Raw genomic sequence first — 23,544 nt, 5'->3', positions numbered from 1 at the left:
TCGGGCAGACTCCTGCGGGTTCAGGTTCAGGTTCAGGTTCAGGTTCGGGTGCTGGGTCGGAAGCACTGTGAACAGACGCCGGCAGAAGAAGCTGTCCCAACATCTGGTCAGCGCGGCGACCTTCGGCGACAGCACCAGGATCACCACTCTCCTGCGAGCCGGTGCCGGCCCCGAGACGACCGACACCGAAGGCACCACACCCCTTTACGCCGCATCGGTCCACGGTGCCACCGGCAATGTCCTCCGCCTCCTGGCGGCCGGGGCGCTGCCCGACACCGAGAGCGGACGCGGTGCGGAAGGCACGCCCCTGTGCGGGGCCGCTTGCTGGGGACACGTGGAGACGGTTCGTGCGCTTCTGGCGCACGGTGCCGATCCCCAACTCCGCGAGGACCACGGCACGGGCCGTTCCCCGCTGGAGTGGGCGATGGCCGGGCCCTACCCGGAAACGATCGACGTGCTTCTCGCCGCAGGCGCCCAACCGTCCGGCACGGTCGCCTGACCCGCCTGACCCGCCTGACCCGCCTGACCCGCCTGACCCGCCGCACGTCCCGAGGGCCCGAACCGCCCGGATGCCTCAGGACTGGTCCGGCGAAAGCGCGTACAGCCGGGGGAGGTTGACCACGATCGCCTCCTGTGTGCTGCGGGCGATGACGACCACCGCCTCGTCGTCCGGGTCCGGGTTCTCCTCCCGGTGCGGGACGAACGGCGGTACGAAGATGTAGTCGCCGGGGGAGGTCCGCAGCCGTACCTCCCGCGGCTCCTTGCTCTCGCGCCCTTCCCGGCTTTCGCTTTCGCCCGAGTCGTCGATGAAGACGAATTCCGGGTGCCCGCTCACCACGTAGATGGCGGTCTCGGACTCACCGTGGTGGTGGTCGGAGGAAGCCGTCGAGGGGGCCACATGCGTCTGGCCCATCCACAGCTTCTCGGAGCCGACGTTCTTTCCGCTGACAGCGGCGAACCTGCGCATACCGCCGCTCTGCGCTGTGTCGCCGTCCAGGGAGTCGGCGCGGATGTGGTGCAGACGGCTGCGCAGGGGTGCGGTCGGCTGGTCCGGGGTGTCGTGGAGGTGTGGGTGGAAGCCCTCACCGGGGGTCGTCAGCGGCTCGCTCATGGCGGCGACGCTAGAGCGGTCCCGAAAAGGATGTCAAGAGGTGTCCTTTAGCTTTCACCTGCGGCAATGTTCCCGCAATGTGGGAAACAAGCGGCCGAGGCCCCGCGCGCCGACCCGCCCCTCAGGCATGATGTGCGCATGCATATTTCCGCGAAGGCGGACTACGCCATGAGGGCGCTGCTGGAGCTCGCCCGCGAACCTTCCCGTCCGCTCACCTGTGAAGCCATCGCCTCCTCGCAGGAGATCCCGTTCCGTTTCCTGAAGTCCGTGGTGGGTGAACTGCGCAGAGCCGGCCTGGTGCGCAGCCAGCGCGGCTGCGAGGGCGGTTACTGGCTCGGCAGAGCCGCCGAGGAGATCACCCTGCTCGATGTCACGCGTGCCGTGGACGGTGAGCTGATCACCCTGCGCGGTGAGCCGCTGGCCGGCCTCGACTACCCGGGCCCCGCGACGGCGCTGCCCGATGTGTGGCGAGAGGTCGAGGCGGCTGCCGCGGCGGTCCTGGGCGGGGTGACTCTGACCTCGCTGCTCACCGGTGCAGCGACGAGCGTGACGGGATCGGCGGCAGTGACCGGAGGGCTTGCCCGGAGGGGCGCCGCGTGACAGGCGTGCCGCAGCCGCACCCGTCGCCCAAGTCGTCGCCGCCGGTCGAAGTGGTCGAGTACACCGACCCGTTGTGTCCCTGGGCCTGGGGATCGGAGCCCGTCTTCCGCAGGTTGCGGGCGGCGCTGGCCGGCCGGGTCCGCTGGCGGCGCGCGTACGCGATCCTCTTCGACCACGACGACGACGCACCGCCCGACCCGGCGGCGGAGACGGCCTGGTACGCGCGTTACGTCGAGGAGATCAGCTCGCACAGCCGGGCCCCGCGCGCCGTGCGGCTCAGCCGTATGCCGGCCGACTCCTGGCCCTCCTCACTCGTCGCCAAGGCCGCCGTCCTGCAGGGCGACGAGGTGGGCGAGCGGGTGCTGCGGCGGCTGCGGGAGAGCGTCTTCGTGCTCGGCGAACCTGCGGACACCCCCGAGTCGGCGCTGGCCGCGGTTCGGGGCGTACCGGATCTGGACGCGCGGCGACTGGCGGTCGACGCGGCCTCCGGGGCGGTGCTGGAACAGGTGCGCGCCGACCGGCTGGAGGCCCGCCGTCCGGTGGCCGAGGTGCTCCGCGCGCAAGGCGGGTCGCCGCATCCGGGCGCGGCCAAGGAGACCGCCGAGGGCGGACACCGGTACGCGCTGCCGACCCTGCTCGTCCGGGCCGCGGGCGAGTACCGCGTCGTACCCGGCTGGCGGCCCTTCGAGGTGTACGCGACGGCCGTCGAGGAGCTGAGTCCCGGGCTGTCGGCGGCCCCCGCGCCGCTCTCTCCGGCGGACGCGCTGGAGCGCTACCGCAGCCTGACCGATCCGGAGCGATCGCTGCTGACGGAAGGCCACTGGCCGCCCCCGGGTGCCGTGCGGGTGGACACGGCGGGCGGGCCCCTGTGGCTGCACCCCGACGAGGCGGCGACGCACCCCGCCGCGCCCTGAATCCCTCTCGGCCGAGGCTGTGATCTGCGACGGACGCCGTCCCGCCCAATGAGACACCAATTGGTGTCCATTGACAGTCGGTTGCGGGAGCCCTCAGGATGAGCACCATGCTTACGACGCACCCCGGTGTGGTGTGCCGCTACGTGGACCTGCGGCGCACCAGCAGCGCACTCTGTCGCTGACCCTTCGCCGTCCCCGGTCCGCAGACGCCTGACCGCCGCCGTCGGCGTCGGCTGTCCAGTGCTCGACCGAGCCGTGCCTGCCTCTGCGTCCGGCTCTCCGTGTCCCGTCTCCGTGCCCCGTCGCACACCTTCTTCGCTTCCCGGCCCGCCCCTCCGCGAGCCCGTCGACTCCTGCGGCCCCGCAGTCCCGCGATCCCGCACGCTCCTGCCCTGAGCGCCGCGCGCCCCGAGTGCGCGCCGGCGCTCTCCCCGGCATGTCCGTGCTGCCCGTCCGGGTCCGAGTCGACGTTCCGCATGGGGAGGGTCCGGCCCTTTCGCCTTGCTCCTTCTGCCCCGGCTCCGGCCGGAGCCCGCCAAAGGAAGAACGAGATGCCCGCTCACCTCATCACCCGCCGCCCCGGAGCGGACCGCCGTTCGAACCGAGGCGCAGGCCGCCTGCGGGCCGCAGCCCTGGCAACCGCCTTCGTCGCCGTGCTCACCCCCGTACTGAGCGCCTGCGGCGGTGAATCCGCCGCCTCGGGCGGCGGCTCCACGCTGAAGTGGACCTCCTCGTACTTCCCGACCCACTGGGACCCGGTCGTCGGGGGCAGCGGCGCTCAGTTCCGCGAACTCGCTCTCGCCTACGCTTCGTTGACACGGACGGACGAGAGCGGCAAGGCGGTTCCCGACCTCGCCAAGAGCTGGGAGTACAACGACAAGGGTGACGAGATCACCTTCCATCTGCGCTCCGGCCTGAAGTTCAGCGACGGCGAGCCCGTCGACGCCGCCGCGGTCAAGGCGGCCGTCGAGCGGGCGCAGAAGCAGAAGAACTCGGCGCTCTTCGGCGACCTGACCTCCATCGAGTCGGTCGACGCCGACGGCCTCGACGCGGTCCTGCACCTCAGTCAGGTCGACTACCAGATCCCCCAGTTGCTCGGTCAGCGGGTGCTGCAGATCGCCAGCCCCAAGGCGGCCGAGAACCCCGAGGAACTGGACCAGAACCCGGTCGGGGCGGGCCCGTTCGTCGTCACCCAGGTGATCCCGGGCACCAAGGCGCTCCTGAAGAAGAACCCGGACTACTGGGACGCGAAGAACATCCACATCGACAACGTCGAACTGACCTCCGCCCCCGACGCCTCCACCGTCGTCTCCGGCCTGCAGACAGGTGTCTACAACTTCGCGGACCTGGAACCGAGTCAGGCGTCCGCCGCCAAGAAGGCCGGCCTGGACGTCTTCGTACAGCCGGGGTTCAACGCCTCCAACCTCAGCCTCAACGTCAACAAGGCGCCCTTCGACAACGACAAGGTCGTAGACGCCGTACGCCACGCGGTCAACCGGGAGGAGTTCGTCGACAAGCTGACCTTCGGCTACGGCGAGGTGACCGACCAGCCGTTCCCCAAGGGGTACGAGGCCTACGACCCCAAGTCGGAGAACGCCTACCCCTACGACCCGGCGAAGTCGAGGAAGCTCCTCGCCGAAGCGGGCTACAAGTCCGGCGACCTCAAGCTGAACCTGGTCATCCCGGCGGAGGACCCCCAGGCGGAGATCGTCCAGTCGCAGCTGGCCGAGGTCGGTATCAAGGTCACCATCAAGATCGACAAGAACTGGGCCACCCCGTTCTTCGCGAAGGACCTGACGTTCTCGCTGTACTCGACCACCGGCCGTGACTCCGCGGCGCAGACCCTCACCGCCCACTTCGGCCCCGACGGCCCGCTGAACCTCAGCACGCCCTACGAGCCGGACGGTTTCGAGGCCGCCATCGCCAAGGTGCGCAAGACCCCGCTGGACGCCCCCGACTACACGCGGGTGCTCCAGGCGGCGACCCGGGCGGGCCTGGAGAGCAAGGCGCTGGTCTTCACCTACTCCCAGCCGAACCTCATCGCCAAGAGCAGGTCGATCTCCGACCTGCCGAAGAACCCGGCCCACATCGACTGGACCGGCGTGACCATCTCCGGCAGCTGACGTCCACCCCACCCGGCCCACCACAGAAGCCACCACAAGAGAGGGGCAAGCCCATGACGACGACCGCGGAACAGGCCCCACCCGCCCGCCGTCGCGGGGTTCTCGGGACCAGGGCGCGGCACACGCTCGGCCGCCTCCTGGTCACCCTGGCCCGGTCGGTCGCGATCTTCGTGCCCGTCTTCCTGGTCGCGACCTTCGTGACCTTCGCGCTGCGGTCGATGAGCGGACTCAGCCCGGCGCGGATCCAGTTGGGCGAGGAGGCGACCCCCGAGGCGATCGCGCGGGTCGAGGCCCAGTGGGGTCTCGACCGGCCCTTCCTGGTCCAGTACTGGGACTGGTTCAACGGTGTCCTGCACGGACAGCTCGGCACCAGCTGGACCAACGGCGCCGACATCTCCACGCTCATCGGCCTGGGCCTCGGAGTGAGCCTGTCCGTCGCCACGTTCGCGCTGATCATCGGCGTGGTCCTCGGCTTCACCCTCGGCACGCTCGCGGCGCTCAAGCGCACCACCTGGATCGACCGGGCCGTCACCGGCTTCGTCACCCTGATCTCGGTGATGCCCGCGTTCGTCGTCGGCATCGTGCTGGTCGCGGTCTTCGCGGTGGGACTGCACCTGTTCCCCTCCGCCGGTTACATCCCGGCGGAACAGGGTTTCGGCCCCTGGCTCGCGCACATCACGCTCCCGGCCCTCGCGCTCAGTTTCGACGTCGTCGCGGACGTGGCCCGCCAGCTCCGCGGCAGTCTCGTCGCCGCCTTCCGCGAGAACTACGTGACAGGCGCGGTCGTACGGGGCCTGAGTCCCCGCCGGATCTTCCTCGGCCATGTGCTGCGCAACGGGATCGGCCCGGCCCTGGCCACCCTCGGCCTGAAGTTCCCCGCACTGGTCGGCGCCTCCGTCGTCACCGAGTGGATCTTCGGTCTGCAGGGCTTCGGAAGGTTCGCCAACGACTCCGCCCAGGCCGGTGACGTACCGGCCGTGCAGGGCGTGCTCGTCGTGTCGATCGTCCTGGTCGTCCTCTTCAACCTGATCGTCAACCTGGTGCTGGCACGTGTCACGCCGGCATCCCAGCGGGGGGTATGACCATGGTGCGCCGCGTCCTCACCCTGACATCCGGCCGGATCGCCGTGGTCATCCTCACCCTGATCGCGCTGCTCGCGGTCCTCGGTCCGCTGCTCGCCCCGCAGAATCCCCTGGCCACCAGCGACAACACCCTCGCCGCGGCCTCGGGATCCCACTGGCTGGGCACCGACCACCTCGGCCGGGACACCTTCAGCCGGCTCCTGGACGGCTCACGCGTCAGCGTGCTCGGCTCCCTCGAAGTCGCCGTGATGGCGCTGGTCGTCGGCACGGTCCCGGGCATCCTGTCGGTCTACCTCGGCCGGACCTTCGAATGGCTCACCCTGCGCCTGGCCGACACGCTGGTCGCCCTGCCGTTCCTGCTGTTCGCGGTCGCCGTCATCGCACTCCTGGGCAACGGCATCACCCAGGCCATGCTCGTGACAGGAGCCCTGGTCTCACCGCTCTTCTACCGGGTGGCCCGCGCCGCCACCCTGGCCGTCGCCCGCTCGCCGTACGTGGAGGCCGCGCTCGTCTCGGGCGCCTCGACCGGCTGGATCGTCCGCCGTCACGTCTGGGTCAAGGTGCTCCCGCCGATCGCCGTCGCGCTCGCCCAGACCATCGGCGTCGGCTTCATCATCGTCTCCAGCCTGACCTTCCTCGGTATCGGCGTCCAGCCACCCGCACCCACCTGGGGCGGCCTGCTCGCCTCCGACCTCGGCTACCTCAGCTACCAGCCGTGGGCGCCCCTCGCCCCCGCGGTGCTGATCATGATCACCGTCTGGGCCGGCAACCTGCTCGCCGACGCGATCCGCGATGTCTCCGGCGAGGCGGGCCGGGCCTTCGTCAACACCCGCAGGGCCCGCGCCAATAGCCTCGGTAAGTCCGACCCCGTATCCACCGGAGGTGCGTGATGACGACGCTGTCCCAACTGTCGGGCAACGCCGCTCCCCAACTGTCGGGCAATGCCGCTCCCGGCACCACTCCGAGTGCCGCCGGGCCCCGCGCGGCACTCGCGCCGGCCGCCCCCGTGCTCGCTGTGCGCGGCGTGCGCATCAGTGACCAGGTCACCGACCGCGAGATCGTCCACGGGGTGAGTTTCGAACTCACCCCGGGGAAAACGGTCGGCATCGTCGGCGAGTCGGGCAGCGGCAAGACCCTCACCTGCCGGGCCGCGCTGGGCATCCTGCCCCCGCACTTCGAGGTCTCCGCCGGCTCGATCGAGATCGCCGGCACCGACATCGCGACCCTGACACCCCAGCAGTGGACGGCCCTGCGCGGCGCCACGATCAGTGCCGTCTTCCAGGACCCGGCGTCCTACCTCAACCCCTCGATCCGGGTGGGCGCGCAGATCGCCGAGGTCATCCGGGTCAAGAAGGGGCTGAAGCGGCGCGAAGCCCGCCACCGTGCCGTCGAGCTGCTCCAAGCCGTGCAACTGCGCGATCCGGAGCTGGTCTACGGCCAGTACACGCACGAACTGTCCGGAGGCATGCTCCAGCGTGTCCTGATCGCCGCCGCGATCGCCGCCGACCCACGGATCCTCATCGCCGACGAGGCGACGACCGCGCTCGACGTCACGGTCCAGGCCGAGATCCTCGACCTCCTCGCCGAACTGCGCGAACAGGCCGGTCTCGCCCTGGTGGTCGTCTCCCACGACCTGGCCGTCGTCGCCCAGCTGTGCGACGAGGTCCTCGTCATGCGCGAGGGCGAGGTGGTGGAACAGGGCACGACGAGCGACGTACTCCACCGTCCGCGCCACGAGTACACCCGACTGCTCATCGCCGAGCACGACCAGTACGGCCTGGAGAAGTTCCTCACACCGCGGGAGACATCGTGACCACCGAACACGCGCGGGAGAGGTCCGCCAACACCCCGGCGGACGAGCACGCGGTCCTGGAGGTCACCGGCCTGGAAGTGCACTACGGTCCGCGCAGGCGGCGCCGCCGCGCCCTGCACGACGTCTCGCTGAGCGTCGCACCCGGGGAAACCGTCGGGATCATCGGCGAGACGGGATCGGGCAAGTCCACCTTCGCCCGTACCGTTCTGGGCCTGGTGCGCGCCTCCGCGGGCCGGATCGTCATCGGCGGCGAGGACGTCGGGGCGTACGGCAGCCGTCAGTGGCGCGGGCTGCGCCGCCGCGGCATCGTCCAGTACGTCTTCCAGGATCCGCTGCGCAGCCTCGACCCCGACCTCACCATCGAGGAGTCGCTGATCGAGCCGCTGCTCATCCAGGGCGTCGCACGACAGGAAGCGGCCGACCGGGCCCGTACGTTCCTCGCCCGCGTCCAGCTCTCCGAGGAACTGCTCGACCGGTTGCCCGGCGAGCTGTCCGGCGGCCAGCGCCAGCGGGTCGCGGTGGCCAGGGCCCTGGTCACCGAGCCGAAGCTGGTCATCCTCGACGAGCCGGTCAGTGCCCTCGACTCCGCCAACCGCGTGCAGATACTGCAGATCCTCAAGGACCTGCGCGCGGCGGGTGTGGCCCTCGTCTTCATCTCCCACGACCTGGGGTCCGTCGCCGGGATCGCCGACCGCATCGCGGTGCTCCACCAGGGCGAACTCGTCGAGGTCGGCGCGGCCCGCCAGGTCATCACCGACCCCCGGCACGTCTACACCCGGCTGCTCGTCGGCTCCGCCCCCACCCTGCGGACGGCATCGGCCGACCGCGCCGAACGTGACCGCCTCCGCGCGCTGCTGCACGCCTGAACCGCTGTTCCACCGAGAGGAATCCGCATGCCCCGCACGATCCACCTCGCCCTGCACCCCTACGGCGTCGGCGGCCCCGGCCAGCACGGTCTCTGGAAGGACCCGAGCGTCGCCAAGAACGCCAGCATCGACATCGACTACTACATCAAGCAGGCCCAGGCGGCCGAACACGCCCTCTTCGACGCCCTGTTCGTCGTCGACAGCCAGTTCATCAACTCCACCTACCCGGCGCACTACCTCAACCGGCTCGAACCACTGACCCTGTTGTCGGCGGTCGCCACCCACACCCGGCACATCGGCCTGGTCGGCACGGCGAGTTCGACCTACAACTCGCCCTTCAACCTCGCCCGCCGGTTCGCCTCCCTCGACCACATCAGCGGCGGCCGGGCCGGCTGGAACGTGGTGACCAGCTTCGACACCGGCACGTCCAGGAACTACGGGCTCGACGAGCACCTCGACTACACCACCCGCTACGGCAGGGCCCTGGAGTTCGTCCAGGTCGCCCGCGGCCTGTGGGACTCCTACGAGGACGACGCGTTCCCCGCCGACGTCGAGCGGGGCGTCTTCCTCGACCCCGCCAAGCTGCACGAACTCAACCACGAGGGCGAGCACTTCAAGGTCGCCGGACCGCTCAACCTCTCCCGCTCGCCGCAGGGCCAGCCGGTCATCTTCCAGGCCGGCGTCTCGGAGGAGGGGCGCGACCTCGCCGCACAGGTCGCCGAGGGCATCTACGCGCCGGGCGGTTCGCTGCGGCAGGCGCAGGACTACTACGCCGACATCAAGAAGCGCACCGCCTCGTACGGCCGGGACCCCGAGCACATCAAGATCTTCATCCATGGCGGACCGGTCGTCGCCGCCACCGACGAGGCCGCCAGGCGCCGCGAACGGGAGATCTTCGAGGAGGACAACGACTTCAAGGGCAACCTCGCACTCCTGGGCCGCTCCTTCGGCGCGTACGACTTCGGCGCGCACGACCTGGACGCGCCGTTCCCGGACGTGGCGCACCTCGCCGAGAAGGGTGGCCGCACCGGCGCGTCCAAACTGATCGAGCGGGCCAAGGCGGAAAACCTGACTCTGCGTCAGGTGGCGGAGTCCGTCAGCGAGTTCCGCCGCTCGCCGTTCGTCGGAGCGCCGGGGACCGTCGCCGACACCATCGAGCAGTGGTTCGACGCCGGCACCTTCGACGGCATCAACCTCGCTTTCCGCAACAACGCCGACCTGGAACTCTTCGTCGACGGCGTCGTCCCGATCCTCCAGAAGCGCGGACTGTTCCGCACGGAGTACGCGTCCGACACCCTGCGCGGCAACCTCGGACTGCCGGTCCCCGCCCACCGCCACACCCGCGAGCCCAGCCTCGCGGACCACTGAGGGCAGCGAGATGGGTGAACTGTCGGTGGCGGGCGGGCGGGACGTCCCCACGGTCCGGTTCCCGGCCGCCACCCCACCGGACGCGGCGGACGTGCTGATCGTCGGCGCGGGCCCCGCCGTCCTCGACCACGACACCGCCGTCCACGCCCTCGAACTCATCGCGACCGAGGTGGCACCCGCCCCGGGGCGGCAGCCCGCGACCGAGCCCGCACCCGCAGGAGTCTGACATGACCGAATACACCGACCACCACGCCCCCGAGGGCCTGCGCACGCGCGGCACCGTCATCGTGGTACCCGGCAGGGGAGAGACCCGCGAGACCTACACCCGGCTGGGCAGACGACTGGCCGCCGACGCCTACCGCGTCCGTGTCGTCGAGGCCCCGGACATCGACGCCGACGACCTGGACGGCCAACTCGCCGACTTCGGGGTCCGGTTGGCCGCCGCCGGCGACGGGACCGCGGGTGAGAACGGGACCGGGGACGGGATCGTCCGCCCGGTCGTGCTGGTGGGCGCGGACACCGGGGCCCTCGCCGTCGCCGCGCTCGTCGGCCGGGTGGGCACCCCCACCGCCCAGCGACCGGACGCCGTCGTACTCGCCGGGCTTCCGGGCCGCACCACCGGTGCCGTCGACGCCGCCGGTACCTGGGACGACGAACTCGACGTACGCACGTCCTGCCCCGCCCACCGGGGCAGGCTCACGGACGACACCGGGGTACGCCGTGGCGCACTCGGCGAGTCGGTGCCGGAGGCACTGCTCGCGGCGGCCCACGGCAGCGAGGCGGATGTCCCGGCGCTGATCCTCGTCGGTGACGCCGATCCGCTCGCGGACCACGACGCGCTCGTCCGCACGGCCAAGTCCCTTCCCCGCGCCCGCCTGTCGACCGTCCGCGGTGGTCACCACGACGTGCTGAACGACCTGCAGCACCGCTCGGTGGCGGCCGAGATCGTCACCTTTCTGGAGACCCTGCGCAACGAACTGGTGCCCCTGATCGCCGTGGAGACCAGCGCCTGGTGAGTGGACCCCGTCCCGTCCCTCATGTGCCACGTCCGAACCCCGCATCCTGAAAGGTCCCCTCATGGCCGCGATTCTGTCCGTCTCCGGAAGCCCTTCGGCCACCTCCCGCACCACGCGACTCCTGCGCCACCTGGACGACCGGCTACGGGACCAGGGGCACGACGTCGTCTCCCTGGAGGTGCGCACCCTGCCCGCCGAAGCGCTGCTCGGTGCCGACTTCCGGCACCCGGCCGTCGTCGCGGCCACAGCACTGTTCGAGCGGGTGGACGGAGTGGTGATCGGCACCCCCGTCTACAAGGCCGCCTACTCGGGGCTGCTGAAGTCGCTGCTCGACCTGCTCCCGCAGTACGCGCTGGCCGGCAAGACGGTACTGCCGCTCGCCACCGGCGGCAGCACGGCCCACGTCCTGGCCATCGACTACGCGCTGCGCCCGGTTCTGAGCTCGATGGGGGCCGCGCACATCGTCCAGGGCTGGTTCACGCTCGACAAGGACATCACCGCCGGGGACGACGGCAGCCTGACCGTCGCGCCGGGTGCGGCGGAGGCCCTGGCCCAGGTCACGGACCAGTTCTCCGTCGCGCTGGGAGGCCGTACGACGGTGCTGGCGCCCGTGGGGTAGACCGGGTTCGCCCGTCTCGGCCATACGGATGATCTTTTTACGTTACCTTTGCCAATCGGGAACCTCTCCGGACGCGGCAGCCGTTCATCCGACGGACCGCGCGCACGTATCAACCGCGCACAGGTAACAGCAGAAGCCGAGGTGGCAGTAGTGGCGATGTTCGACCGGCTCAAGGAGCAGGCGAAGAACCTCCAGCAGTCCCGGAGCGGCGGGGGAGGGACGGGTCAGGGACAGCACGGTGGCCGTGCGCCCGGCTCGTCCTCCGCCGGTTCCTCGGGCTCCTCCGGTGGCTCGAAGGCTCAGCTGCTCGGACTGTTCAAGTCCCAGCTCGCGTCGGCGAAGGCCGAGCTGAAGAGCGGCTCCTACCGGGACGCCAGCATGGCGATGTGCGCCCTGGTGGCCGCGGCCGACGGCCGGGTGGAGCCGGCGGAGAGGCAGCGCGTGGAGGAGCTGATCGTCTCGAACGAGGTGCTGCAGAACTTCCCCGCGGACCAGCTGCGTCAGCGCTTCAACCAGCACGTGGACCGGCTCATGGCCAACTTCGAACAGGGCAAGGCCGAGGCACTGCGGGACATCGCCAAGGCGGCCAAGAAGCCGGCGGAGGCGCGCGCGGTCGTCCAGACCGGCATGGTCGTCGCGGGCGCCGACGGCCAGTTCGAGGCGTCCGAGCAGCACGCGATCCGTGAGGCGTGCACGGCGCTCGGGCTGTCGCCCACGGAGTTCGGCGTCTAGAGCGTGCGGCGCCGTCGTGGTCGGCCGCGCGGTTCCCCGCGCCCCCGAAGGGCGAAAAGCAGGGTCGCAGCCCCGTTCTCAAGGGCGCGGGGAACTGCGCGCTGGGCCACGACGGCGCCGCAGACGACAACAGCAGGGCCCCCACCTCTGGTCCCCGGACCGAACTGGCCGGTATACAAGGGCAGTCACTCGCCGTCCCGGACCCAGGGGGAAGCTCGATGAACCGTCGCACCCAGTACGACAGGCCCGCATCGAACCGCCGCCGGGCGACCGCCATGGCGGCAGCCGTCAGCGGCTGCGCCCTCGTCGTCGCCTCCGCGGCGCCCGTCGCGGCACACGGCGGTCATGGCGGAGGGCACGGCAAGGGCACGGACTACGCCGCGCTGGGCGACTCCTACACCTCGGGCCCGCTGATACCGAAGCAGGTGGACGCGGACTGCGCGCGCTCCGACCGCAACTACCCCTCACTCGTCGCCGCGGAGCGAAAAGTGTCCACGTTCAAGGACGTGAGCTGCGGCGGCGCCACGACCGAGCACATGTGGAAGGCCCAGGGCACCAACCCTCCGCAGCTCGACGCCGTGCAGCGGGGCACCGACCTGGTGACCGTCCAGATCGGCGGCAACGACATCGGGTTCGGCTCCATCATCGGCACCTGCGCGCAACTGAGTGCGCAGGACCTTTCGGGTAATCCGTGTCAGCGTCACTACACGACGGCGTCCGGTGCCGACCGGCTGACGCTGAAGATCCTCGACACCGCTCCCAAAATCGCCGCCGTACTGCGGGCCGTGCACGACAGGGCGCCGCACGCGCGCGTGGTCGTCGTCGGCTACCCGGCTCTCCTGCCGGACGACGGCAGCGGCTGCTACCCCTCGGTACCGTTCGCGGCGAAGGACTTCCCCTATCTGCGCGACACCGGTAAGCGCCTCAACCTGATGATGCGTGTGGTGGCGAAGCTGAACCACGCGGAATACGTCGACACGTACGGGCCCACGATCGGGCACGACATGTGCAAGGCGCCGGCGGTCCGCTGGATCGAACCCCTGCAACCGGCCTCGCCCGCGGCTCCGGCACACCCCAACGCCAAGGGCGAGGCGGCCATGGCCGGTGCCGTTCTGAAGCAGCTGCGCAAGGGGCACGGCCACTGACGGACGCCCTCTTTCCGCTGCCCTCCTCTCCGGGCCGGAGCCGACTCGCCGGTCGCAGGAGGTACGTCGGCTCGTCTCGTTGAGGGATCACCATGTGCGATGAGGGGACTCGGGGGCACAGGGGAGTGGGGGAGCCCGACAGTACGCGGCCGGTTGAAAGGGATGAACATCGTGGTACGACCGAAGATCTTGGTGGTGGGAGCGGGCTTCGCGGGAGTGGAGTGCGTCCGCCGCCTTGAGCGCAAACTGGGACCCGACGAGGCCGACCTGGCGCTGGTGACACCGTTCTCCTACCAGCTCTACCTGCCGCTGCTGCCGCAGGTCGCCTCGGGGGTGCTCACCCCGCAGTCGATCGCCGTGTCGCTGCGCCGCAGCCGCAGGTACCGCACCCGCATCATTCCCGGCGGTGCCATCGGTGTGGACGTGAAGGCCAAGGTCTGTGTCGTCCGCAAGATCACGGGCGAGATCGTCAACGAGCGGTACGACCAGATCGTGCTGGCACCGGGCAGCGTCACCCGTACCTTCGACATCCCGGGCCTCGCCGACAACGCCCGCGGCATGAAGACGCTCGCCGAGGCCGCGTACATCCGTGACCATGTGATCTCGCAGCTCGACGTCGCCGACGCCAGTCACGACGAGGCCGAGCGGGCGGCCCGGCTCCAGTTCGTGGTGGTCGGCGGCGGCTACGCCGGCACCGAGACCGCCGCGTGCCTGCAGCGCCTGACGCACAACGCCGTCAAGCGCTACCCCAGGCTCGACCCGAAACTGATCAAGTGGCATCTGATCGACATCGCACCGAAGCTGATGCCCGAACTGGGCGACAAACTCGGCGACAGCGCCTTGCGGATCCTGCGCGGGCGGGGCATCGACGTCTCACTGGGTGTGTCCATCGAGAAGGCGGGCCCCGAAGAGGTCACCTTCACCGACGGCCGGGTGATCCCGACCCACACGCTGATCTGGACCGCCGGAGTCGCGGCGAGCCCGCTCATCGCGACCCTGGGCGCCGAGACGGTCAAGGGCCGCCTCGCGGTCAGTTCGGAGATGTCCCTGCGCGGACACGACGGCGTCTTCGCACTCGGCGACGCCGCCGCCGTACCGGACGAGGCCAAGGACGTGGCGGGCGCCGTCTGCCCGCCGACCGCCCAGCACGCGATGCGCCAGGGCAAGCACGTCGCCGACAACGTCATCGCCCAGCTGCGCGGGCAGCGGATGACGCCGTACGTCCACAAGGACCTGGGACTCGTCGTCGACCTCGGAGGCTTCGACGCCGTGTCCAAGCCGCTCGGCGTCGAGCTGCGCGGCCTGCCCGCCCTGGTCGCCGCCCGCGGCTACCACTGGGCGGCGCTGCGCACCAACGTGGCGAAGGCCAGGGTGGCGACGAACTGGGTGCTGAACTCCCTGGCCGGCGACGATTTCGTACGCACGGGGTTCCAGTCGCGTACGCCCGCGACGCTGCGGGACTTCGAGTACACGAACGCGTATCTGACCCCGGAGGAGATCCGGGAGCGCGTCGAGGCCGGGTGACGAGCGCGTTCAGGCCGGCGCCGGGAACGTGTCCGGTGTCGGAAGGGTGACGTAGGACCCCGTGGGGTCCCGGGACGTACCGAGGTGGGGCGCACGCCAACGCGCGGCGTGCGCCCATCACTTCGCTGAGGTGCCGTCCGAGGGGTACCCGCCGTGGCATGACCGTCTATGGATTGCACGCCTCGCACGAGCAGGTGCCGCCCGCGGACCTGCTCGACGCCGTGGTGCACGCGGAACGCAAGGGCTTCACCGCCGCCATGTGCTCGGACCACTTCTCCCCGTGGAGCGCCCGCCAGGGGGAGTCCGGGTTCGCCTGGTCGTGGCTCGGAGCCGCCCTCCAGGCCACCGACCGGGTGCCGTTCGGCGTCGTGAACGCGCCGGGCCAGCGCTACCACCCCGCGATCGTCGCCCAGGCCGTCTCCAGCCTCGCCGCCATGTATCCGGCCAGGTTCTGGGTGGCGCTCGGCAGCGGCGAGGCCTCGAACGAGCACATCACCGGAGCGGGCTGGCCCCGCAAGGACGTCCGCAACGCCCGCCTGCGGGAGTGCGTCGAGATCATCCGCGCACTGCTCCAGGGGGAGGAGGTCAGCCACGACGGCCTGGTGACCGTGGACCGGGCCCGGCTGTGGACACTGCCGCCCGAGGTCCCGCCGCTGATCGGAGCCGCCTGCAGCACGGCCACCGCCGCCCGGTGCGCCGAATGGGCCGACGGACTGATCACGGTCAACGCCCCGAGGGAACAACTGCGTGAGATCGTCGGCGCGTACCGCGACGCGGGCGGCCGTGGCCCCCTGCACCTCCAGGCGCACCTGAGCTGGGCGCCCGACGAGGAGGAGGCCATGGCGCTGGCGCACGACCAGTGGCGCACCAACGTGCACGGGCCCCCGGCGAGTTGGGACCTGGACTCCGCGGAGCTGTTCGACACCGTCAGTGAGCACGTCACCCCCGAACGGGTGGCCGAGAGCGTCAACATCTCGTCCGACCTGGGCCGGCACACCGCCTGGCTGCAGGAGTACGCCGAGCTGGGCTTCGACGCCGTGATGCTCCACCACGTGGGGCGTGAACAGGGCCCGTTCATCGACGCGTTCGCCGCCGAGGTGCTGCCGCGGCTCGACGTCACGCGCCCCCTGCCCGCCACGGCGAAGGAGTACCGATGCGTCTGACCCGTACCTCCGACCTGTGGTGGAAGAACGCGGTCGTGTACTGCCTGGACGTCGAGACCTACCAGGACGGGAACGGCGACGGGACCGGCGACTTCGCGGGCCTCACCCAGCGCGTCGACCATCTGGCGCGCCTCGGTGTGACCTGCGTATGGCTCATGCCGTTCTATCCGACCCGCGAGCGCGACGACGGATACGACATCACGGACTTCTACGGCGTCGACCCGCGCCTGGGCACCCTCGGTGACTTCACCGAGTTCGTGCGCACCGCCCGGGACCGTGGCATCCGGGTGATCGCCGACCTCGTCGTCAACCACACCTCCGAGGACCACCCGTGGTTCAAGGACGCCCGATCCGGCCGCGACTCCGCGCACCGCGACTGGTACGTCTGGGCGGACGAGCCGCCCGAGGACGGCCCTGAAGGAGTGGTCTTCCCCGACGCGGAGGACAGCCTGTGGGAGTACGACAAGGGCAGCGGCCAGTACTACCTGCACCGTTTCTACAAGCAGCAGCCCGACCTCAACGTCGCGAACCCCGAGGTCCGCGAGGAGATAGCCCGCGTCATGGGCTTCTGGACGCAGCTCGGACTGTCCGGCTTCCGCGTCGACGCCGTGCCCTTCCTGCTGGAGACCGACGGACAGGACGACGCCGGGGCGCTGCCCGACCCGCACGAGTACCTCGCCGATCTCCGCGCCTTCCTCGGCCGCCGCAACGGCGAGTCGATACTGCTCGGCGAGGTCAATCTGCCCTATGACGGCCTCGCCCGGTTCTTCGGCGACCCCGACTCGGACCGCGGCGACGAACTCACCATGTGCTTCGACTTCGTCGCGATGCAGCGGATGTACCTGTCCATGGCGCGCGAGGACGCCGGACCGCTGGCCGCCGCACTGCGCGAGCGCCCGGCCGCACCGCGGGACGCCCACTGGGCCACGTTCGTGCGCAACCACGACGAGCTGACCCTCGACAAGCTGAGCGACGCCGAACGGGCCGAGGTGTTCGCGGCCTTCGGCCCCGAGAAGGACATGCAGCTGTACGACCGGGGGCTGCGCCGCAGGCTGCCGCCCATGGTCGACGGCGACCGGCGCCGCGTCGAACTCGCCTACAGCCTGCTGTTCACCCTGCCGGGCACCCCCGTGCTCTTCTACGGCGAGGAGATCGGCATGGGGGAGAACCTGGCGGCCGAGGGGCGCCAGGCCGTGCGCACGCCCATGCAGTGGACTCCGGAAGCGGGCGCGGGCTTCTCCACCGCCGGCCCCGACGCGTTCCCCAACCCGCTGGTGGAGGGCGCGTTCGGCTGCCAGCAGGTCAACGTGTACGAGCAGAGCCGCGATCCGGGCTCACTGCTGAGCCGTATCCGGCTGTTCGCCGAACGCTACCGGGAGGCGCCCGAACTGGCCTGGGGCGATCACGGGCTGATCGACACGGGGGAGAGGTCGGTCCTCGCGCATGTCGGCCGCACCACCGGCGGGACGGTCCTTGCGGTGCACAACTTCGCGGGCGAGCCGGTCACCGTAGGGCTGCGGCTGTCCGAGGCCGGGCCGGGCGGGCGGCTGACGGATCTGCTCGACGAGGGGCACGCCGGCCTCACGGTGTCCGATGACGGGCTGTTCCGGGTCGAGTTGCCCGCCTACGGATACCGGTGGCTTCGCGTCGGAACCATGGCGGACGACCCCGAAAGCGTGGTGGCCGACTGACACCGGGCCTGACCCGGCCGTGACCCGGTCCGGTTCAGGCCTCGGTCCGGCCCGGCTCGAATCATCGCGGGATCCCCGGAGAATCACCGCGAAAGCATCCGCGAATCACCGCGGGAACAGCAAGGGCTCCGTGGGTACCATCGACGTTGCCCTCACCTCCCACGCACCACGCGGACACCGCCCACCACACGACAGCGCAACGGGGCCCACGGCCCCCAGTACACGATGGGGTAACCAGTGCTTTTGAAAACCTTCGGCTGGTCGTTCGCGGTCACCGCGCTCGCCCTGGTGGCAGCGGTCTTCTACGGAGGGTGGACCGGCTTCGGCGTCGTGGCGATCCTCGCCATCCTCGAAATCTCCCTGTCGTTCGACAACGCGGTCGTCAACGCCGGAATCCTGAAGAAGATGAGTGCCTTCTGGCAGAAGATCTTCCTCACTATCGGTGTCCTCATCGCCGTGTTCGGCATGCGACTGGTCTTCCCCGTCGTCATCGTGGCGGTCAGCGCCTCCATGGGGCCGATCGAGGCCGTCGACCTGGCCCTCACGGACAAGGACCGCTACCAGCAACTGGTGACCGACGCCCACCCGTCGATCGCCGCCTTCGGCGGCATCTTCCTGCTGATGATCTTCCTCGACTTCATCTTCGAGGACCGGGACATCAAATGGCTCGGCTGGCTGGAGCGGCCGCTCGCCAAGCTCGGCAAGGTCGACATGCTGTCGGTCTGCATCGCCCTGATCGTGCTGCTGCTCGCTTCCCTGACCTTCGCGGCCCACGCCCACCAGCACGGCGGTGTCCACGCCGACAAGGCGGAGACGGTCCTCCTCTCCGGTATCGCGGGCCTGGTCACGTACATGATCGTGGGCGGCCTCTCGGGTCACTTCGAGAACCGGATCGAGGAGGACGAGGAACGCGAGCAGGAGGCGCGGGGCGAGGCCGAACGCAGCGGCGGGCCCCGTTCCGCGGTCGCCCTGGCCGGCAAGGCCGCGTTCTTCATGTTCCTCTACCTCGAAGTCCTGGACGCGTCCTTCTCCTTCGACGGCGTGATCGGCGCCTTCGCCATCACCAACGACATCGTCCTGATGGCACTGGGCCTCGGCACCGGCGCGATGTACGTCCGTTCGCTGACCGTCTACCTGGTCCGCCAGGGCACCCTGGACGACTACGTCTACCTGGAGCACGGCGCCCACTACGCGATCGGCGCCCTGTCCGTCATCCTCCTCGTCACCATCCAGTACGAGATCAACGAGGTGATCACCGGCCTCGTCGGCGTCGTCCTGATCGGCTGGTCCTTCCTGTCCTCCGTGCGCCGCAACAAGGCACTCGCCAAGGAGGGGTCAGGGGAACCGGCCGATCCGGACAAGGACAGGGCCGGGGCCGCGGCCGACTCCTGAAACCCCCGGCAGCGCCCACTTCCGTCCTGACACCGAGAGTCTTTGTCCATGGCCCCACCCTGCCGCCGACGGCAAGGTGGGGCCATGAGTCGAGTCGCGTGGTGTCCGGGGCGGCGGCGGGCCGGCCTGGCGGCGTTGTCCGTCGGCGACCTGCTGTCCGCCCTCGCACCGCACTACGAGGTGATGCCGCTCGGGCGGATCGTCGCGGCGCTGTGCCACGGTTCGTTCTTCGGCGTCGGCTCGCCGGTCGCCCGCGGTCTGGTCGCCCGCGGTCCGGTCGCGCCGGAGAGGACGTCCCGCGCGGTGACGGTCATGTTCGCCGGGCCGGAATCAGTGCGAACGAGGGGCGTACATGATCACCGCCATACCGGTGAGGCAGACCAGGGCGCCGACGATGTCGTAACGGTCGGGACGGTAGCCGTCGGCGACCATGCCCCAGGCGATCGATCCCGCGACGAAGACTCCGCCGTAAGCGGCGAGGATGCGCCCGAAGTCGTCGTCGGACTGGAAGGTGGCGACCACGCCGTAGAGGCCGAGGGCGATGACGCCGGCGCCGATCCAGATCCAGCCCTTGTGCTCGCGAACGCCCTGCCACACCAGCCAGGCCCCGCCGATCTCGAAGAGGGCGGCGACGACGAACAGGGCGACGGAACGAGCGACGGTCATACCGGCCGACCCTACCCGCGGACCCCGTCCACGACCGGCAGCGTCCGGCCACGCCAGGGACCGCCACCGGGCCGCCCGGCTCCTCCGGTTGTGCCGTTGTGCGCGACCACATCCTCGCCTTGGCCGTGCTCGGCGGCTCTCGCGCTTCCTCAGTTCCTCGCCGCCGCCGCCCGGTAGGGACGGAAGAACGCCCGCAGTTCCTCCGCGTAGAGCTCGGGCTCCTCGAACGGTGCGAAGTGCCCACCGCGCGCGGGCTCCTTCACGTACACGGCATTCGTCGTGCGTTCCAGCCACGCCCTCGGCGGGCGGACGATGTCACCCTGGAAGAGCGAGAAACCGGACGGCACCTCGACCCGGCGGGTGAGCTGCTCGGGCGGGAGCGCGCCGTTGGCGTTGTACATGCGCATCGAGGAGCCGATCGTCCCCGTGAGCCAGTAGAGCGTGACGTTCGTGAGGATCTCGTCCTTCGTGAAGCTCCGTTCGAGGTCGCCGTCGCAGTCGCTCCACGCCCGCAGCTTCTCGACGATCCACGCGGCGAGCCCGGCCGGTGAGTCGTTGAGCCCGGCGGCGGCGGTCTGGGGCCTCGTGCGGTGCATGGCGCCGTAGGCACCCTCGCTCGCGCCCCATGCCGCGGCGTTCGCGAACCAGGCACGCTCCTCGGGGGTGAGGTCGGCCGGGTCGCCGGCGAAGACGGGCAGCCCGCCGTCCATGCGGTGGACCGCCACCACCCGGTCGGGGTGGTCGAGCGCGAGATAGCGGCTCACATGGCTGCCGATGTCCCCGCCCGCCGCGCCGAACCGCGCGTAGCCGAGGACGTCCATGAGTTCGGCCCACAGGCCGGCGACGCCGATCGAGTCGAGGGGCGGGCCCAAGGGGCGGTCCGAGTACCCGTAGCCCGGCATGTCGGGCACGACCACGTCGAACGCGTCGGCGGGGTCGGCGCCGTGCGCGCCGGGATCGGTCAGCAGCGGGACGACCTTCGAGTAACGCCAGAACGAGTCCGGCCAGCCGTGGCTGAGTACCAGCGGCAGCACGGGGCCGGGCGGCGCGACAGCCCGGGCGTGCACGAAATGGATGCCCAGACCGCCGAGCCGGACGCGGAAGCGGGGCAGCCGGGCGAGCGCGGCCTCCTGCGCCGGCCAGTCGAACGTGTCCGCCCAGTGGGCGACGAGTTCACGGAGGTAGTCGACATCGGTCCCGAGCGACCATCCGGCGTCCTCAGGTGCGTCCGGCCAGCGTGTCGCGCGCAACCGCGTACGGAGATCTTCGAGTGCCGCGGGCTCGGTGTGCGGGGTGAACGGCTCCGGCTGAGGCGATGCGTCCGACATGTCCCGCATGCTACGCGGCGCGTCCGGCCCGCTCTTCACAGGAGAAGGTCCGACCGGAGAGGGTCCGACCGGAGAGAGTCCGGTCGGGCGTCAGGCGGTCAGGCGGCCACGGCCTGCGCGATGGTGGAGTGGCAACTGATCAACGTGTCCATCCCGACGATCTGCAGGATCCGCAGCACGGATTCCTGTGCACCGGCGATGCGAAGCCAGCCCTGGGTGTCACTCACAGCCTGGTACGCGCCGATGAAGACGCTGATCCCGCTGGAGTCCATGAAGGTCACACCGCTGAGGTCGACCACCGTCCGCGGATGCGTCGCGCTGTCGGGCGACAGCAGAGCCTTGGTGAGCATGTCCTTGACGGTGTGGTCGATCTCGCCGCGCACGGTCACGACACGGATGCCGTCGATCTCGGAGTGCTCGACGGAGAGCCGACCTGGCTGATCCACGCTCTGAATGGGGGTCACCGTCTCCTCGACTGCGGTTGGGTGCCCGGACTTGTCCCGGGCCACGAGGTGCCCGGCCATTGTGCCCGAACGCCCCACCTCCCGCACCCACACAGCTGTGCCGGAGAGCACATTTGTACGATGCATGAAGGGCGTTACGACGGGTAGCGGAGCGCCTGTGAACGGAGAATGAGGGCGATGCCGGTGGGATCCCACGACGACGGTGACGGCTGTACAGGGGCGGACAGACACCTGATGCAGACCGGCTACGCCATAGGCGGGGAGGACGGATGCATCGCCGATGCCCGCCGGCACGCCGCGGCCTTCCTCGAACGGGTCCGCACCGAGCAGCACTCGTCCGTCACCGACCGCGTGATGGATCTGACCCGGCTGGTGGTCAGCGAGCTGGTCACCAATGCCTGCAAGTACGCCCCCGGCCCCGTCCTGATGGAGCTTCGCGTCACCCCTGAGACCGTGGACGTCATCGTGTGGGACAGCGATCCGACGGTCCCCGAGGCGCATGCCGCCGATGCGGGCAGGGTCGGCCGGCACGGCCTGGAGATCGTCAAGGCCGTGACCCAGGACCTGGAGATCCACCGTGAGCCGGTCGGCAAGCGGATAACGGCCCGCATCGCCCTGGCCGACCCGTAACCGCCCCTGTCCGACCCATGACCGTGCTCTGGCGGTGCCCTGGTGCGCGCGCGGGCACGCCCGGCCATGAAGCGCCGGCCGGGATGAGCCCGCGCGGCCTGGACCGGCAGCTCACCGCCGCCCCGCACCACCTCGCCCGACAGAGGGATCGCCATGCCGTTCGCCGACGAGCTCATCGGCCGCCACACCGTTCAGAGCCTCACCCGTGCCATGCGGGCCGCCGCCCCGGATGCCGAACTCACGGCGCTGCGCGCGGCACCCGGGCTGATCGACCCGTTGTCCCTGCGGGAGCGCGCCGACCTGCTGCGCGACGCCCTGCTCGCGGACCTCCCGGGCGACTACGCGGCGCTGGCCCGGACGGTACGCATCGCCCGCGACGGCGCACCGCATTTCACCGGCTGGCTGCTCTGGCCGGTCACCAGCGCTCTCGCCACGCGCGCCGTCGAGGAGGGCGGTACGGCGGCCTTCGACGACGCGATGGACCTCCTCGCGAGTCTCACCGGGCGCCTGTCCTCGGAGTTCGCCATCAGGACCCTGCTGCGGCACGATCTCGACCGGGCCCTCGGCGTCGTCGTGGGCGACTGGACCGGGTCGGCCGACGCCGACGTGCGCAGGCTGGCTTCCGAGGGCACCCGCCCCTACCTTCCCTGGGCGGTACGGGTCCCGGAGATCCTGGCCCGTCCCACGGTGACCGTGCCCATCCTGGACGCCCTCTACCGGGACGGGAGCGAGTACGTACGCCGCTCGGTCGCCAACCATCTCAACGACCTCAGCCGCGACCATCCCGAGGTCGTCGTCGACACGGCCCGCCGCTGGCTCAGGAGCCCCGAAGCCACCACTGAGCGTCTGGTGCGCCACGGGCTGCGCACCCTGGTCAAACGAGGCCACCCCGGCGCCCTGGAACTGCTGGGTTTCGCTCCCGCGACCCTGGAGGTCGAGGGACCTCGACTGGACCGGGGCGTCGTCCCGTTCGGCGGCACGGTCCGCTTCACGGCTTCGATCCGCAACGCCGGTGACGTCCAGGCGCGGCTGACGATCGACTACGTCGTGCACCACCGCAAGGCCAATGGCGGCCAGACCGGCAAGACCTTCAAACTCACCACCCGCACCCTCGCACCGGACGAACGGATCGACATCGCACGGGAGCATTCGTTCCGGCCGATCACCACGCGCCGCTACCATCCCGGGCCGCACGCGATCTCCCTGCAGATCAACGGAGTCGCGACACCCCGAGCCGACTTCGAACTGACGGCCCCTGACACGTCATGAGCGGCCCGCCCGCACGTCTCCGTCAGGT

24 protein-coding genes and 1 pseudogene are annotated in these 23,544 nt (G+C 70.5%); 21 read left to right on the top strand and 4 right to left on the bottom strand.

Features of this window, described 5'->3' with window-relative positions; genetic code table 11:
* Positions 1-67 precede the first annotated feature (67 nt).
* Positions 68-499: an ankyrin repeat domain-containing protein gene (locus tag ACIOKD_RS13595; protein ID WP_402082436.1), complete on the top strand. Its 432-nt coding sequence runs from the start codon at positions 68-70 to the stop codon at positions 497-499.
* Between the two features lie 75 nt (positions 500-574).
* Here ACIOKD_RS13595 and ACIOKD_RS13590 read toward each other — a convergent pair whose 3' ends face one another.
* Complete coding sequence (locus tag ACIOKD_RS13590) at positions 575-1,111, bottom strand: cupin domain-containing protein (RefSeq protein WP_402082432.1); 537 nt, start codon at positions 1,109-1,111, stop codon at positions 575-577.
* Between the two features lie 138 nt (positions 1,112-1,249).
* Between ACIOKD_RS13590 and ACIOKD_RS13585 the strand changes: the two genes are divergently transcribed.
* The 18 genes and pseudogenes from ACIOKD_RS13585 to ACIOKD_RS13500 form a co-directional block, all read left to right on the top strand.
* Positions 1,250-1,711, top strand: a complete 462-nt coding sequence (locus tag ACIOKD_RS13585; protein ID WP_402082429.1) for an RrF2 family transcriptional regulator — start codon at positions 1,250-1,252, stop codon at positions 1,709-1,711.
* A complete protein-coding gene (locus ACIOKD_RS13580; RefSeq protein WP_402082426.1) occupies positions 1,708-2,625 on the top strand; it encodes a DsbA family protein in 918 nt (305 codons plus the stop codon). Before ACIOKD_RS13585 ends, ACIOKD_RS13580 begins: the two co-directional genes overlap by 4 nt.
* A gap of 551 nt (positions 2,626-3,176) precedes the next feature.
* Positions 3,177-4,748 (top strand): ABC transporter substrate-binding protein, encoded by a 1,572-nt coding sequence (locus tag ACIOKD_RS13575; RefSeq protein WP_402082423.1) that lies wholly within the window; start codon positions 3,177-3,179, stop codon positions 4,746-4,748.
* Between the two features lie 53 nt (positions 4,749-4,801).
* Positions 4,802-5,830, top strand: a complete 1,029-nt coding sequence (locus tag ACIOKD_RS13570; RefSeq protein ID WP_402082421.1) for an ABC transporter permease — start codon at positions 4,802-4,804, stop codon at positions 5,828-5,830.
* 2 nt (positions 5,831-5,832) lie between these two features.
* The gene (locus ACIOKD_RS13565; protein ID WP_402082589.1) at positions 5,833-6,720 is read left to right on the top strand and encodes an ABC transporter permease; all 888 of its coding nucleotides are present in this window, start codon (positions 5,833-5,835) and stop codon (positions 6,718-6,720) included.
* Positions 6,720-7,643: an ABC transporter ATP-binding protein gene (locus ACIOKD_RS13560; RefSeq protein ID WP_402082418.1), complete on the top strand. Its 924-nt coding sequence runs from the start codon at positions 6,720-6,722 to the stop codon at positions 7,641-7,643. The genes ACIOKD_RS13565 and ACIOKD_RS13560 overlap by 1 nt, the downstream gene beginning before the upstream one ends.
* Positions 7,640-8,509, top strand: a complete 870-nt coding sequence (locus tag ACIOKD_RS13555; protein ID WP_402082415.1) for an ABC transporter ATP-binding protein — start codon at positions 7,640-7,642, stop codon at positions 8,507-8,509. Before ACIOKD_RS13560 ends, ACIOKD_RS13555 begins: the two co-directional genes overlap by 4 nt.
* Positions 8,510-8,536: 27 nt before the next feature.
* Positions 8,537-9,877: an LLM class flavin-dependent oxidoreductase gene (locus tag ACIOKD_RS13550; RefSeq protein ID WP_402082412.1), complete on the top strand. Its 1,341-nt coding sequence runs from the start codon at positions 8,537-8,539 to the stop codon at positions 9,875-9,877.
* Positions 9,878-9,887: 10 nt separating this feature from the next.
* On the top strand, positions 9,888-10,103 hold the full coding sequence (locus ACIOKD_RS13545; RefSeq protein ID WP_402082409.1) for a hypothetical protein: 216 nt from the start codon (positions 9,888-9,890) through the stop codon (positions 10,101-10,103).
* 1 nt (position 10,104) lies between these two features.
* On the top strand, positions 10,105-10,893 hold the full coding sequence (locus ACIOKD_RS13540) for an alpha/beta hydrolase (protein ID WP_402082406.1): 789 nt from the start codon (positions 10,105-10,107) through the stop codon (positions 10,891-10,893).
* A 61-nt stretch (positions 10,894-10,954) separates the two neighbouring features.
* Complete coding sequence (gene ssuE / locus ACIOKD_RS13535; protein ID WP_402082403.1) at positions 10,955-11,512, top strand: NADPH-dependent FMN reductase; 558 nt, start codon at positions 10,955-10,957, stop codon at positions 11,510-11,512.
* 150 nt (positions 11,513-11,662) lie between these two features.
* Positions 11,663-12,244, top strand: a complete 582-nt coding sequence (locus ACIOKD_RS13530) for a tellurite resistance TerB family protein (protein WP_402082401.1) — start codon at positions 11,663-11,665, stop codon at positions 12,242-12,244.
* Between the two features lie 218 nt (positions 12,245-12,462).
* Positions 12,463-13,389: an SGNH/GDSL hydrolase family protein gene (locus ACIOKD_RS13525; RefSeq protein ID WP_402082398.1), complete on the top strand. Its 927-nt coding sequence runs from the start codon at positions 12,463-12,465 to the stop codon at positions 13,387-13,389.
* Between the two features lie 162 nt (positions 13,390-13,551).
* Positions 13,552-14,913, top strand: coding sequence for an NAD(P)/FAD-dependent oxidoreductase (locus ACIOKD_RS13520; protein ID WP_402082395.1), 1,362 nt, complete (start codon positions 13,552-13,554; stop codon positions 14,911-14,913).
* Between the two features lie 158 nt (positions 14,914-15,071).
* Positions 15,072-16,076, top strand: a complete 1,005-nt coding sequence (locus ACIOKD_RS13515; protein ID WP_402082393.1) for a TIGR03885 family FMN-dependent LLM class oxidoreductase — start codon at positions 15,072-15,074, stop codon at positions 16,074-16,076.
* Entirely contained in the window at positions 16,067-17,767 is a 1,701-nt protein-coding gene (locus ACIOKD_RS13510) for an alpha-amylase family protein (protein WP_402082391.1), read from the top strand. Before ACIOKD_RS13515 ends, ACIOKD_RS13510 begins: the two co-directional genes overlap by 10 nt.
* 237 nt (positions 17,768-18,004) lie before the next feature.
* Positions 18,005-19,159, top strand: a complete 1,155-nt coding sequence (locus ACIOKD_RS13505; protein ID WP_402082388.1) for a DUF475 domain-containing protein — start codon at positions 18,005-18,007, stop codon at positions 19,157-19,159.
* 123 nt (positions 19,160-19,282) lie between these two features.
* Positions 19,283-19,510: pseudogene (locus tag ACIOKD_RS13500) on the top strand (MFS transporter); the annotation flags it as partial.
* Here ACIOKD_RS13500 and ACIOKD_RS13495 read toward each other — a convergent pair.
* From ACIOKD_RS13495 to ACIOKD_RS13485, 3 genes are all read right to left on the bottom strand, one after another.
* The gene (locus ACIOKD_RS13495; protein WP_402082385.1) at positions 19,490-19,825 is read right to left on the bottom strand and encodes a YnfA family protein; all 336 of its coding nucleotides are present in this window, start codon (positions 19,823-19,825) and stop codon (positions 19,490-19,492) included. The pseudogene ACIOKD_RS13500 and the gene ACIOKD_RS13495 sit on opposite strands and share 21 nt — an antisense overlap.
* A 149-nt stretch (positions 19,826-19,974) precedes the next feature.
* On the bottom strand, positions 19,975-21,153 hold the full coding sequence (locus tag ACIOKD_RS13490) for an epoxide hydrolase family protein (RefSeq protein ID WP_402082383.1): 1,179 nt from the start codon (positions 21,151-21,153) through the stop codon (positions 19,975-19,977).
* Between the two features lie 98 nt (positions 21,154-21,251).
* A complete protein-coding gene (locus tag ACIOKD_RS13485; RefSeq protein WP_402082381.1) occupies positions 21,252-21,617 on the bottom strand; it encodes an STAS domain-containing protein in 366 nt (121 codons plus the stop codon).
* Between the two features lie 183 nt (positions 21,618-21,800).
* On the opposite strand from ACIOKD_RS13485, the gene ACIOKD_RS13480 reads away from it, so the two are divergent.
* Both ACIOKD_RS13480 and ACIOKD_RS13475 read left to right on the top strand, forming a co-directional pair.
* On the top strand, positions 21,801-22,247 hold the full coding sequence (locus tag ACIOKD_RS13480; protein ID WP_402082587.1) for an ATP-binding protein: 447 nt from the start codon (positions 21,801-21,803) through the stop codon (positions 22,245-22,247).
* Positions 22,248-22,400: 153 nt separating this feature from the next.
* Positions 22,401-23,516, top strand: coding sequence for a DNA alkylation repair protein (locus tag ACIOKD_RS13475; protein WP_402082379.1), 1,116 nt, complete (start codon positions 22,401-22,403; stop codon positions 23,514-23,516).
* The last annotated feature ends 28 nt before the right edge of the window (positions 23,517-23,544 follow it).

Source organism: Streptomyces sp. NPDC087844 (genome assembly GCF_044742785.1).
Lineage (GTDB): Bacteria > Actinomycetota > Actinomycetes > Streptomycetales > Streptomycetaceae > Streptomyces.
This window is presented reverse-complemented; position numbering and strand designations above follow the sequence as displayed.